Genomic DNA, 13,541 nt, shown 5'->3' on the forward strand with positions numbered 1-13,541 from the left:
CTGCCGTAGCCGATGACCGCGACCTTGCGGCCCTGGATGATGGACAGGTCGGCATCGTCGTCGTAGAACAGCTCGGCGGGCATGGTGGTTCTCCTTGATTCCTGGAACGTGAGGGTGTGCGGACGGGAAAGCGGAAGGCTGTGGTACGCAGAAGGGGTGCTAGGCGCTCTGCGCGTCGGCCGTCGCCGTGGTGGCGGCCGGGGTCAGGCGGATCGGGCGGGCCTCGCGAGCGGAGCGGTCGGCCAGGGCCCGGGAGCCGCGGCCGATCGCGATCGCGCCGGACTGGACGAGCTCCTTGATGCCGAAACCCGCGAGCATCCGGAGCATCGCGTCGAGCTTGTCGCCGGAGCCGGTCGCTTCGAGGGTGACGGCGTCCGGCGAGACGTCGACGGTTCTGGCCCGGAACAGCTCGGCGATCTGGACGATCTGGGCCCGGGTGCCGTTGCCGGCGCTCACCTTCACCAGGACCAGTTCGCGCTGGACGGCGGAGTCCGCCTCCAACTCGACGATCTTGAGGACGTTGACCAGCTTGTTGAGCTGCTTGGTCACCTGCTCCAGGGCCAGTTGGTGTTCGACCCTGACGACGATGGTGATGCGGGAGAGCTCGGGATGTTCGGTGGTGCCGACCGCGAGCGAGTCGATGTTGAAGCCGCGGCGCGAGAACAGGGCGGCGACACGGGCCAGGATGCCGGGCGTGTCCTCGACCAGGACGGAGAGCGTGTGCTGGGACATGTCAGAGGGTCCTCTCAGTCGTCCGCAAAGTCGCCGAAGTCGGGGCGTACGTCGCGTGCGGCCATGATGTCGTCGTTGGAGGTGCCGGCCGGGACCATCGGCCACACCATCGCGTCCTCGTGGACGATGAAGTCCACCACGACGGGGCGGTCGTTGATCGCGTTGGCCTTGTCGATGATCGCGTCGAGCTCGTAGGGGTTCTCGCAGCGCAGGCCCACACAGCCCATCGCCTCGGAGAGCTGTACGAAGTCCGGGACCCGGGTGCCCCGGTTGGTGTCGGAACCCACTCCGCGGGTCGAGCCGGTGTTCGCGTTGGTGGCGCCGTCGTGCAGCACCGTGTTGGAGAACCGTGCCCCGTAGAACAGGTTCTGCCACTGGCGGACCATTCCGAGCGCCCCGTTGTTGATGACCGCGACCTTGATCGGGATGTTGTTGAGCGCGCAGGTGGTGAGTTCCTGATTGGTCATCTGGAAGCAGCCGTCGCCGTCGATCGCCCAGACCGTGCGCCCGGGGCGTCCGGCCTTGGCGCCCATCGCGGCCGGGACCGCGTACCCCATCGTCCCGGCGCCGCCCGAGTTGAACCAGGTGCCCGGCTCCTCGTGCGGGAGGAACTGCGCCGCCCACATCTGGTGCTGCCCCACGCCGGAGGCGAACAGCGTTCCCTGCGGCGCCAGTTGCCCGATCCGCTCGATGACCTGCTGCGGGGAGAGCAGCCCCGGGTCGGCGGGCAGTTCGTAGCCGCGCGGGTAGGTGGCGCGCCACTGGTCCAGCTCCCGCCACCAGGCGGCGTAGTCGCCGGTGCGGCCGTCCTCCCGCTCGGCGCGCACGGCGGCGGACAGGGCGAGGAGGACCTCGCGGGCGTCCCCGACGATGGGTACGTCGGCGAGCCGGTTCTTGGAGATCTCCGCCGGGTCGATGTCGGCGTGGACGACCTTGGCACGCGGGGCGAAGCCGTCCAGCCTGCCGGTGACCCGGTCGTCGAAGCGGGCGCCCAGGGCCACGATCAGATCGGCCTTCTGGAGGGCGGCGACCGCCGCGACATCGCCGTGCATGCCGGGCATGCCCACGTGCTGCGGATGGCTGCCCGGGAAGGCGCCCAGTGCCATCAGGGTGGTGACGACGGGCGCCCCGGTCAGCTCGGCCAGGGTGCGCAGCTCGTCCGTGGCCCGTGCCTTGAGCACACCGCCGCCGACGTACAGCACCGGGCGGCTCGACGCGCTGATCAGCCGGGCCGCCTCGCGGACCTGCTTGGCGTGCGGCCTGGTGACCGGGCGGTAGCCGGGCAGGTCCGTCTTCGTCGGCCACCGGAAGGTGGTGGCCGCCTGCAGGGCGTCCTTGGTGATGTCGATGAGCACCGGTCCGGGACGGCCGGTCGAGGCGATGCGGAACGCCTCGGCGACCGTCCGCGGGATGTCGTCGGCGTCGGTGACGAGGAAGTTGTGCTTGGTGACCGGCATGGTGATACCGACGATGTCGGCCTCCTGGAAGGCGTCCGTGCCGATCGCCGTGGAGGAGACCTGGCCGGTGATCGCGACCAGCGGCACCGAGTCCATGTACGCGTCCGCGATCGGCGTCACCAGGTTGGTGGCGCCCGGACCCGAGGTCGCCATGCACACGCCCACCTTCCCGGTGGCCTGCGCGTAGCCGGTGGCCGCGTGCCCGGCACCCTGCTCGTGGCGGACCAGCACATGGCGGACCCGGGTGGAGTCCATCATCGGGTCGTAGGCGGGCAGGATCGAACCGCCGGGGATGCCGAACACGGTTTCCACACCGGCTTCTTCGAGCGAGCGAATGAGGGACTGGGCACCCGTCACGCACTCGGCGCCGGTGTCCGGCTGCCCGGTGGTACGGGGCCGCGTGTGCGGGAGGAGGGCCGCGGGGGCCTGCTTCACAGCGTTTGGCATCGTCAGTTCCAGGAGTCCGTAGGAGTGTTGGCGAGGACGTATCGGTGACCGGCAGCCGCGGCGGGTTCGGCCGGGTGGTGCGTGCCCGCCGCCGGGTGGTCACCGCGACGGTGCACCCGGCGGACTTCGGGAGAGGTCAGGGCGGAGTTCTTGCCGTCTGCAGGGCGTCGCAGGTGTGCCGTACGACGTCCAGGCCGGCGAGCCTCCTGACGAGGGGGCCGTCCACGGTGAGCTCGCCGCGGACCGCCACCGCCGCCGCGTAGCCCCGGTCCACCGGAACGTCCAGGAGGGTCCAGCCGGACGGCGGGTACGGCCCCTCGGGGCGCCCCGAGCCGACGTAGTCGAGAGCGGGGTCGCGGCCGAGGCCCGTGCCGAGGCCCTTGAGGTAGGCCTCCTTGCGGGTCCACAGCCGGGCCAGGCCCCGGGGCCGGGCCGGCGGGCTCAGTGCCGCCAGTTCGGCCTGCTCGTCCACGTGCAGCATCGCGGCGAGGTCGGCGGTGCCGTCCTCGTCGGGCACCAGTTCCACATCGACCCCGATGGGCGCCGCCGCGGTTCCGACGACGGCGAGGTCACCGCGGTGGGACAGCGAGAAGAACAGCCGGTCGTCGGCGTCGAGCACGGTGGGCCGGCCGTGCGGTCCGCCGCAGCAGGGGCAGGTGTCCCGGCCGAAGTGGACCTCCTCGGGGCGCAGGCTCAGGTACGAGCCGAGCAGCCCGCGAAGGGCGACATGCGCGGCCGTGAACCGGGTTCGGTCGGCGGCGTGCATGAGGGTGGCGGCACGTTGACGCTCGGTCGCGTCGAGTACCTGTTCGTCCAGGATGCCGATGGGGACATCCGAGACCCTCAGGAGCCAGAGGTCGAGCGAGCCAGGGGGTGGCAGCTCGCGAACGACCCTCGGCAGGGTTTGTTCCACGGGGTCTCTCCTGTTCGTACGAGAGTGACAGGCGAGTCGGGTCTCACGGCGCGACCGGCGCGACCGGGAGGTCCCGCCTGCGGCTCAGTGGCCCGATCAGCAGGAGCAGCGGGGTCAGGGCGAGTCCCGCGGTGAGCAGCCACAGGGTGGGCCGCAGTCCGAGGGCGGTGCCGAGAATCCCGCCGAGCAGCGAACCGAAGGGAATGGCGCCGAAGTTCGCGACCGAGACACTGGCAGAGACACGGCCGAGCAGCTGGGGCGGACAGTAGCGCTGGCGGAACGCCCCTTGGATCACATTGGCGAGCACGACGCCGAGCGAGAGGACCGCGCTGCCGATCACCAGTGCGGACAGTGTCCAGTCGGTCCCCGTCATCGGGATGAGCAGGGCGAACGGTGCGCTGGCGATCGTGGCGACCAGCAGTCCGCGGGCCGTTCCGAACCGTGCGATCAAGCGTTTCGCGGTGGCGGCCCCGAGGATCCCGCCGATGCTGCTCGACGCGAGGAGCCAGCCGGTCGCGCCTTCGGGCACCCCGAGCTCACGGATGATGAAGACCGGCAGGATCGCCGCCTCGGCCGTCAGCAGCAGGTTGGTGGCGGTGCCGTACAGGGTGAGGACGCGCAGGTACGGGTCCTTGAAGGTGTACCGCACCCCCTCCTTGATGTCCTGTCGCAGGGCCCGCGGTACTTCGGGTTTCTCCGGGAGCGGCTCCTTGCGCCGGATGCCGAGCAGGCACAGCGCGGAGACGAGGAACGTCGCCGAGTTGACGAGGAGACCGGACGCGGCGCCGAACGCCTGGGCCAGCAGACCGCCGCCGCCCAGGCCCGCGACCTGGGCCACCGATTCGCTGCCCTGGAGCTTGGCGTTGGCCTCCTGGAGGTCCTCGGGTCCGACGATGGAGGGCAGGTAGACCTTGTACGAGATCCCGAAGAACACCGCGGCGAAGCCGTTGATCAGCGCCACGACCAGCAGCTGGGTCATCGTCAGGACGCCGAGCCGACCGGCCACCGGAACGCTGGCCAGGAGCACGAGCGGAACCAGGTTGCAGATCAGCATGATCGGCCGGCGGCGCATCCGGTCCACCCAGGCACCGGCGGGCAGACCGATGAGCAGCCAGGGCAGCCAGGGCGCGGCCGCCAGCACGCTCACCCAGAACGTGCTCGCGTCGAGCGTCACCACGGCCACCAGGGGCATGGCGACCCCGGTGATGTTGATGCCGACGCGGTTGGTCGTCTCGCCGAGCCACAGCAGCCGGAAGTCGTGGTGGCCGAGCAGTCCGCTGCGCGGCGGACTCTCCTGTGCCTCGTCGGGAGGGCGTTGGGTCAGGCGGGCCGACATGGCGTCACCGCCTCGGCCACGGTCCGCGACAGCAGCGCCGCTCCGTCGGACCAGCGGGTGCGCCGGCCGGTCAGTTCGGCCTGGAGCGTGTCCCGCAGGGTGCCGAGAGCGCGTATTCCGTCGGCGGTGGAACCGGGTCCGCCGCCGTGGGCGCACGCCGCGGCCACCCTGTCGGGGGCCAGCCCGCCGTCTCCGACGGCGGCGAAGTGGGCCGCGTCCACCAGCGACCGGCCTGATTCCAGGGCACCGAGCACGGTCTCGCCGACGAGATGGTGCGCGGCCCGGAACGGCGTTCCGTCCAGGACGAGCCGTTCCGCGAGGTACGTGGCGGAGGTGAAGCCGTCCACCGCCCGGTCCGTCATGCGTTCGCGTTCCGGTTCCGTGCCCGCCACCACCAGGCTCAGCAGCGTCACCGCGTCGGTGGTGCTGCTCAGACCGGGCCGGAGGTGCCGCACGGCCTCGGTGCCCACCGCGATGGCGTTGGTGTAGCCGCCGGTGGTCATCGCGGAGGCCGCGCCGACGAAGGCGCCGAGACTCGCGGTGGACCTGCCCTGGATGTGTTCGAGCAGGAAGGGGTTGCGCTTCTGCGGCATCATCGAGCTGGATCCGACGAGGGTGTCGCCCACCCTGAGCAGCCCGAACTCCTCCGAGGTCCAGGTGCTCAGGTCCCGTCCGGCGCGGGCCAGCGCGACGCCGAGGACGGCGGAGGCGGACAGCAGGTCGAGCACGAAGTCCCGGGAGGCGACCGCGTCGACCGAGTTGGACGCGGCGGAACCGAAGCCGAGCAGTTCGGCGGTGCGCCCGGGGTCGATGGGGACGGACGTCCCGCCGATCGCGCCGGCGCCCAGCGGGTTGACGTCGATCTGGCGTCCGGCGTCCAGCAGTGACCGGTACGCGCGCAGCACCGCGCCGGCGACACCGGCGAGGTAGTGGCCGTAGCTGATAGGTACGGCCGGCTGGCCGTGGGTGTAGGCGGGCATGATCACTTCCCGGTACTCCTCGGCCTTCGCCAGGAGCACTCCCGCCAGCCGGTCGACCGCGTCGAGCAGGGCCAGATAGGGACCACGCGTCTTGAGCCGGGTGGTGGTGGCGTTGAGGTCGTTGCGCGAGCGGCCGGTGTGCAGGATGCCGCCGGTGGAGTCGCCCAGCCGCTCGATGAGGTGTCCCTCGTACGCCAGGTAGACGCCGCGCGGCATCGGGGTGGTGCGGACCGGGGCGAAGTCCTGGCCGCGCAGTTCCTCGATGGTGCGCAGCAGGGCCGCGGCCCGGTCCGCGTCCACGATCCCGCGTTCGGTGAGCATGATCAGATGGGCCCGGTCGACCTCGCTGATGCAGCGAAGTTCCTCGCCCAGCCCGTCCGCGGTGTCCGGCAGGTACTGGTCGTAGACGATGCGGTGCGCCTCGGCGTCCAACGCGGCCTTGAGCCGGCCGGTGTCGACGCCGTGCGCCGTGGCTGAGGTCATGCGAATGCCTCCTCTGTGTGCAGGTCCGCGTAGGACACGGCCTCGCCGAGCAGGGTCACGGCCCGGTCGGCCGCCTCGGCCGCCCGGACCGAGCGGTCGGCGACGGCGATGGCGTGGCCGACGCGGCCCCGGAAGTCCTCGGCGTGGCCTACGGGTTCGCCCGGGGCGCGGTAGAGCACCGCTTCGACGGTGCCCGGTACCGTGCGGGCACGGGCCACGGCTGCCGCGAGCGCGGCGGACGGGGCGAGGATGCCGTCCTGTTCCGCGGTGAGGAAGCGGATCGAGGCGCGGGCGTACCCGGAGCGTTCCAGCTCGGGAGCGGTGCCGAGCGCGGCCAGCACCTGGGCGCGCACCAGGTCGATCCCGCAGGCCCTGCGGACGAGTTCGGGGATCATGCCGCCGGCCAGCCGGGGGTTGACCTCGACGACCTCGGCGGTCCGCGGCCCGGTCAGGCGCAGTTCGACATGGGCGGCTCCCCAGCCGAGGCCGAGGGCCCGCACGGCGCGTACCGCGGACTCGCGCAGCGCGATCTCCTGTTCGCCGGGCAGCGCGGCCGGCAGGTCGTGGCCGATCTCGACGAAGGACGGCAGCGCGCCGACGTGTTTGGCGACGGTGACGACGGCGTCGGTGCCGAACACCTCGACGGAGTACTCCGGTCCTGTCAGGTACTCCTCGACCAGGATCCGGCCCGGTGAGGCGATGCCCCGCTCGTTCGCGGTGGCCGACAGCAGCGTCCCGGCGTGCTCGGCGACCTCGTCGAGGTCCGTGCAGAGCCGCACGCCCAGACTTCCCGACCCCTGGACCGGTTTGACCACCACGGGCAGTCCGATGCCGCGGGCCGCGGCGAGTGCACCGGCGACCTCGGAGACGACGGCGAAGTCCGGCGACCCGACGCCCGCGTCGGCGAGTGCCCGGCGCTGTTCGGCCTTGTCCCGGCAGGCCCGCACGGCCTCGGCCGCCGGGCCGGGCAGCCCGAGCCGGTACGCCAGTGCGGCGGCGGTCGGTACGTAGTACTCGGAGCTGGTCAGGACGCCCGCGACGGTGGCCTCGTCCTCCAGCGCGCGGACGGCCGCCCACAGCGCGGCCTCGTCGGAGGTGTCCACGACGACGGTCCGCAGCCGGTCCTCGGCGGCGTACGGGTAGCGGCCCGGGTCCGCGCAGAGCAGCACGGGCACCACGCCCAGCTCGGCCGCGCGCCGCGCGAACAGCCGTCCCGTACCGGTGGTGTTGCTCTCCACCAGGATCAGCAGGCGCTCGCTCATGATCCGACCACCGGCAGCACCACGTCGTCGAAGCCGCGGCGGGCCCACAGCAGCCGGGACCAGGCTGCGGGGGCGTCCAGCGGGTGCTCGACGGTGACGGGGCCGTCGACGGCGGGGGCGGGGACGATCCCCTGCTCGCGCAGCCAGCGGTCGTTGTAGACCGTGGACTGGTAGCGGTAGCCCTCGTCCGGGAGCACCATCACGACGGTGCTGTCCGGGTTCCGCTCGGCCCACCAGGACGCCACCTGGAAGGACGCGCCGCTGGTCGGGCCCATGAACAGGCCGTGTGCGCGGTAGAGCTCGTGGGTGGCGTGGAACGCCTCGGGGGCCGTCACCCAGTGGACCTCGTCGTAGGCCGCGTGCTTGACGTTGCCCGGGTGGATGCTGCTGCCGAGCCCGCGCAGCATGCGCGGTCCGTCCGGGCTGCCGAAGATGATGCTGCCCTGGGTGTCCACACCGACCAGGTGCAGGGCCGGGCCGGTCTGGCGCAGCGCGGCGGCGAGTCCGCCGGTGGAGCCGCCCGAACCCACCGGGCCCACCACGCAGTCCACGGTTCCGACGGTGTCGCCGATCAGGTCGGCGACGACGCCGTACGCACCGGGGTTGTCGGGGTTGTCGTACTGGCCGGGGACGAAGGCGTCCGGGTACTGCCGGCGCAGCTCGGCGACGCGGGCGAGCCGGGCACCCTGGATGCCGCCGGCCTGGCCGGTGTGCTCGACGATCTCCACCGTCGTACCGAGCATTTCGAGCCGGGTGCGCAGATCCCGGTCGATCGCCGAGTCGCCGACGATGGTCAGCGGGTAGCCGCGCAGCCGGCAGACCATGGCCAGGCCCAGGGCGAAGGTGCCCGAGGAGGTCTCGATGATGCGGGTGCCCGGGGAGATCAGGCCGGCGGCCTCGGCGCGGTCGAGTATGTAGCGGGCCGGCAGCAGCTTCATCAGGCTGAAGGCCGCCGCGTAGAGGTTGTCGGTCACCTTGATGATGCGTGGCAGCTCCGTCGCCTCCACGATCGAGGAGTGAGCCTTGGGCAGAGTCGTCGTCATGTCAGTCACCCGTTGTGTAGTTCCACTGCTCGTGAATTCCGAGCTCTTGCAGGAGGTCCTGGGCCAGGTCGGTCCGCGCCTCGACCTCGGGGTCGTCCCGGTCGAAGAGAAGACCCGCGATGTCCCCGCTGTGCGCCGCCTGTACCCCGACGGCTCCGGTGGTCCGCGCGATGTCACGGATGCGGTCGAGGTCCGGGATCGGCAGATGACGCTGATTGATCTCCGTGCTGGCCGTGGCCACCGAGCCCAGCAGGGCCACGTCCTTCATCTGGATGGCCTCCCGGAGCATCGCCTGCAACCGGGTGAAGAGGTCGATCTCGTCCTGCCCGTAACGGGCCGGCGAGAGGGCCAGCGTGTTCACGCCCCGGCCGCCGCCCTCGGGGCGTGAGCCGAAGCCGAGAATCCGCATGGCCGGCATCCGGTAGCCGAAGTCCTCGATCACCGTGCCCTCGCGCTGGGCGAACAGGACGGTGGACTCCTCGAACATCAGGGAGTCGGACGCGGTCTCCGCCCGTACCGCGATGCGGGCCACGTCCTGCGGGGTCAGCGGGCTGACGAACGCGTCCTTCACCGCCCAGATGGCGGCGAGCACATCGCTGGTGGACGAGCCGAAGCCCCGGCACAGCGGTACGTCGCCGGTGAGGTCCAGATGACCGCCCGCAGGCTCGGCGCCCGGTGGTGTCACGGCGCGGACCGTGAGTTCGGCCGCGCGCCGCGCCTTGCCCTTCCATTCCGGCGTGACGGTGACCTCGGCGCCGGGAGCGGGTATGAACGTCGCACGAGTCGCGTGAATGGTGCAGGGAAGAGTGACGAGACCTCGGGTGAGCCCGCCGTCACCGGGGAACATGCCTTGCAGGATCTCGCCGTGGTGGACGGGGGCTGAAGCTACCCCGACACGCCAGCCGGAATGATCAACCATTTCCTTGACTTTCTGTTGCCGGGAGCCGTGGCCTGCGGATGGCTTCACGCTATGCAGGCCACAACCCGCCGCCCGGCGGCATGAGCGGCAGCACGCGGGCAATTCGGGGGGCCGGGGAAGACGGTGGCGCACATGAAGGTGCCCGGGTCCGCCGTGGTGGCGGACCCGGGCACCTGGGCGCGGCCCTGGATCAGTGACGCCCTCCGCGCAACTCCTCGGCCAGTACCTTTCCGATCTCGCGCAGGGGCTCGGAGGTGGTCATGTCCCAGTGCTCGCAGTCGATGTCGTGCTCCTCGACGCGGCCCCCGACATGGGGTGCCCAGGCGTCCGCGCCGCCCGTCGCGGCCGGGGTGCGGGCGGCGTTGAAGAACACCGCGTCGCCGCCGAAACGCCGCCGGGGAACGTACCGGTAGCGCATCTCCAGGTTGCCGGCCGTCGCGGCGACGACGGCGGCGGCCTGGGCGGGCTCCAGGGCGCCCAGGATCGCGTCCTCGGCGCGCAGCACGGCGGCCAGCTCCTCCGGGTCCGGGGCGGTGTCGGCGCACCGGACGTCGATCGCGGCGCCGCGGCCGCCGAGCAGCGCGGTCAGCACCTCCCGGCCGGTGATGGCGGGTGGCCGGAATCCGTCGGGCAGCGGGTAGGAGTCGAGCAGCGCCAGGAGGGCCACCTCCTCGCCCTGTTCCTCCAGTCCGGCCGCGATCGCGTGCGCCACCAGGCCGCCGAACGACCAGCCGAGCAGGTGGTACGGGCCGTGGGCCTGGACCGAGCGGATCTCGGCCACATAGCTGTCCGCCATCTCCTCGATGCCGGCCGGCCGGTCCGAGGGGCTGGTCAACTCCTTTGCCTGCAGCCCGATCAGCGGCCGTCGCCCGCCGATGTGCCGGAGCAGCCCGGCATACGACCAGCTCATCCCGGAGACCGCGTGGACGCAGAACAGCGGGGCCTCGGTGCCGGTGGCGGACGCGGCCCGGATGGGCAGCAGTGTCTCCATCGGGTCGCCGCCCGTGTTCGTGGCGATGTGCTCGGCGAGCAGCACGGGGGTCGGGTACTGGAACAGGTCCCGGATGGTGACGCGGGTGTCCCAGATGGAGCGGATCCGGCCGATCAGCCGGGTGGCGAGCAGGGAGTGGCCGCCGAGTTGGAAGAAGTGGTCGTCGATGGTGACCGACGTCAGTCCGAGGACGTCCGCGAAGAGGCCGCACAGGACTTCTTCCGCCGGAGTGCGCGGCTCCCGGCCGCCGCCGGTGTCGGCCTGCTGCGGTTCGGGCAGCGCACGGCGGTCGAGCTTGCCGTTGACCGTCAGGGGCAGCGTCTCCAGCGGTACGAACGTGGCCGGAACCATGTACTCGGGCAGGGCCGCGACCGCGTGCCGGCGCAGTTCGGCCAGGTCGAGAGGACTGTCCTCGGTGGGCACCACGTACGCCACCAGCCGTTTGTCCCCAGGCCGGTCCTCGCGGATCAGCACCGCCACCTGGGCGAGGGAGGGGTGCCGCAGCAGTGCCGATTCGATCTCACCCGGCTCGATGCGGAAGCCTCGCAACTTGATCTGCTGGTCGGCCCGGCCGAAATACTCCAGCGCACCGTCCTGGCTCCAGCGGGCCAGGTCGCCGGTGCGGTACATCCGGGAGCCGGGCGCACCGTGGGGGTCGGCGACGAACCGCTCCGCGCTCAGTGCGGGCTGTCCGATGTAGCCGTGGGCGAGGCCGTGCCCGGCGACGTAGAGCTCACCGGGGACGCCCGGGGGCAGCAGCCGGAGGTTCTCGTCCAGGACGTAGGCGTGCTTGCCGGTGATCGGACGTCCGATCGGAATGGCGGGTGCCGGACCGGTGAGGGTGTGGGTGGTGGTGAAGCCCATGCTCTCGGCCGGCCCGTAGCCGTTGATCAGGTGGAGGTGGGGGTGGTCGGCCAGTGCCTTGGCGGTGTGGGCGGGTGAGGCCGCCTCACCGGCGGTCATGGCTTCCTTGATCCGGGAGAAGACCGCCGGGTGCTCGTCGAGCATGTGGTTGAAGAGGCTCGCCGACATCTGCAGGGTGGTGATCCGGTGCCGTTCCACCAGCTCCGCGATCTGGTGCGGGTCGGTGTGCTGGCCGGGTTGCAGGACGCAGACGCCGCCGTGCAGGAGGGGGCCGAAGACTTCCAGGGCGAAGGCGTCCCAGGAGACCGGAGAGCTCTGCAGACAGGTCTGCCCGGGGCCGAAGTCCAGGTAGTCGGGGCCGATGAAGGTGGCGGCCAGCGCCCGGTGCGAGGCCGCGACGCCCTTGGGCACCCCCGTCGACCCGGAGGTGAACATCACGCAGGCGATGGACTCCGGGTGCCCGCCCGTCTCCACCGGGGTTCCCGGCAGAGCGCTGATCGCGGGTATCTCGGCGGTCAGGTCGACCAGGGTGGCCCGGGTCGACAGGGCCGTCAGGTGGGCCTGGGTGATCAGCGCCGCCGGATCGGTCTGCCCGAGCACGGTGTTCAGCCGGTCGGCCGGGAACTGCGGGTCGAGCAGGGTGTATCCGGCCCCGGCCTTCAGGGCGGCGAGCAGGGTGGCGATCAGTTGCGGGGAACGCTCCAGGTGGATGGCGACGATGCTGCCAGGGGTGACTCCGCGCGCGGTCAGATGGCGGGCCAGCCGGTTGGACCAGATGTCCAGCTCCTGGTAGGTGACCTGCTGTTCCTCGTGGACCAGCGCCACCTGGTGCGGGGTGCGGCCGGCCTGCGCCGTGAAGAGCTCGTCGAGCCCGAGGGCGGGCGCCGGTGACTGCGCGCCGCTCCACTCCCGCAGCTGCGCCCGCTCGTCCGGGGACACCAGCTCCAGCTCGGCGAGAGGCAGATCGGGGGTGGCGACGGCGCCGGTGAGGAGCCGGACCAGGCGGTCCGCCGTGGCCTCGATGGTGCGTGCGTCATACAGGTCGGTGGTGTACTCGATCAGGATGTCGAGGCCGTCGGGCCGGCCGTCGGCGGCGCGGTTCTCGGCGAACGCGAAGGTGAGGTCGAACTTGGCTACGGAGACCGGCGGGATGGCGAACTCGCTCTCCAGTCCGGCCAGCCGGGGTGCTTCGTTGCTGGTGTCGCCGACGGTGAGCATGACCTGGAAGAGGGGGTGCCGGGCGGTGGTGCGCTCGGGGTTGAGCGCTTCGACCAGCCGGTCGAACGGGAGGTCCTGGTGCGCCCAGGCGGCGAGATCGGTCTCCCGGACCCGGGTGAGCAGCTCACGGAAGCTCGGGTCGCCGCTGGTGTCGGTGCGCAGGACCAGCGTGTTGACGAAGAAGCCCACGAGGTCGTCGAGCTTCTGGTCGGTGCGCCCCGCGACGGGTGAGCCGAGCGGGATGTCGTGGCCGGCGCCGGACCTGGACAGCAAGGTCGCCACGGCCGCCTGGGCCACCATGAACAGAGTGGTCCCGGTGTCCTGGGCCAGCGACATCAGGGCGGTGTGCAGCTCGGCGGGACAGTGAACGGCGTGCGTGCGGCCGCGGTTGGAGGCGACGGCGGGGCGGGCGTGGTCGGCCGGCAGCGTGGCCTCCTCCGGCAGCTCGGCGAGCACCCCGCGCCAGTGGTCGAGTTGGCGTTCCTCGTCGCGTTCCAGGAGCCGCTGCTGCCAGAGGGAGTAGTCGGCGTACTGGACCGGCAACGGCTCCCACGCGGGGGCGATGCTCTCGGCACGGGCCTCGTAGGCGGTGGCCAGGTCGCGGAAGAGCGGTCCGTTGGACCAGCCGTCGGAGGCGATGTGGTGGATCACGAGCATGAGCACGTGGTCCTCGGCCCCGAGCTTCAGCAGCTGGGCGCGGTACGGCAGTTCGGCCGCGAGGTCGAAGGTCCGGCCGGCCTGCTCGGCCAGCCGCTCGGTGAGCTCCTCCTCAGTGGTGGTGATCAGGGGCAGATCGGCGCCGGCCGGGGGGAGGACGTACTGGTGCGGGGTGCCCTCGTGGGCGGGGAAGACGGTGCGCAGGCCCTCGTGGCGTGTGGTGAGGTCGGTGAGGGCGA

Annotated in this window: 9 protein-coding genes; all 9 read right to left on the reverse strand. The window is 71.7% G+C overall.

Going from position 1 to position 13,541, the window contains the following annotated elements:
* Positions 1–159: 159 nt before the first annotated feature.
* Positions 160–732 carry an acetolactate synthase small subunit gene (gene ilvN / locus IE107_RS33830; protein WP_189548176.1) on the reverse strand — a complete coding sequence of 191 codons (573 nt, stop codon included), beginning with the start codon at positions 730–732 and terminating at the stop codon, positions 160–162.
* A gap of 14 nt (positions 733–746) precedes the next feature.
* Positions 747–2,636: an acetolactate synthase large subunit gene (locus IE107_RS33835; RefSeq protein ID WP_189548177.1), complete on the reverse strand. Its 1,890-nt coding sequence runs from the start codon at positions 2,634–2,636 to the stop codon at positions 747–749.
* Between the two features lie 136 nt (positions 2,637–2,772).
* Complete coding sequence (locus IE107_RS33840) at positions 2,773–3,549, reverse strand: 4'-phosphopantetheinyl transferase family protein (protein ID WP_229867467.1); 777 nt, start codon at positions 3,547–3,549, stop codon at positions 2,773–2,775.
* Between the two features lie 43 nt (positions 3,550–3,592).
* Positions 3,593–4,885 carry an MFS transporter gene (locus IE107_RS33845; protein ID WP_189548178.1) on the reverse strand — a complete coding sequence of 431 codons (1,293 nt, stop codon included), beginning with the start codon at positions 4,883–4,885 and terminating at the stop codon, positions 3,593–3,595.
* Positions 4,870–6,348 (reverse strand): argininosuccinate lyase, encoded by a 1,479-nt coding sequence (locus IE107_RS33850; RefSeq protein ID WP_189548179.1) that lies wholly within the window; start codon positions 6,346–6,348, stop codon positions 4,870–4,872. Before IE107_RS33850 ends, IE107_RS33845 begins: the two co-directional genes overlap by 16 nt.
* Positions 6,345–7,610, reverse strand: a complete 1,266-nt coding sequence (locus tag IE107_RS33855; RefSeq protein ID WP_189548180.1) for an ATP-grasp domain-containing protein — start codon at positions 7,608–7,610, stop codon at positions 6,345–6,347. Before IE107_RS33855 ends, IE107_RS33850 begins: the two co-directional genes overlap by 4 nt.
* Entirely contained in the window at positions 7,607–8,653 is a 1,047-nt protein-coding gene (locus IE107_RS33860) for a PLP-dependent cysteine synthase family protein (protein ID WP_189548181.1), read from the reverse strand. The genes IE107_RS33855 and IE107_RS33860 overlap by 4 nt, the downstream gene beginning before the upstream one ends.
* Position 8,654: 1 nt before the next feature.
* On the reverse strand, positions 8,655–9,500 hold the full coding sequence (locus IE107_RS33865) for a GHMP family kinase ATP-binding protein (RefSeq protein WP_229867468.1): 846 nt from the start codon (positions 9,498–9,500) through the stop codon (positions 8,655–8,657).
* Between the two features lie 262 nt (positions 9,501–9,762).
* Positions 9,763–13,541, reverse strand: a 3,779-nt coding sequence (locus tag IE107_RS33870; protein ID WP_189548183.1) for a non-ribosomal peptide synthetase, incomplete at its 5' end; no start/stop codon positions are given.

This window comes from Streptomyces gelaticus (assembly GCF_014649535.1).
Taxonomy (GTDB): Bacteria; Actinomycetota; Actinomycetes; order Streptomycetales; family Streptomycetaceae; genus Streptomyces; species Streptomyces gelaticus.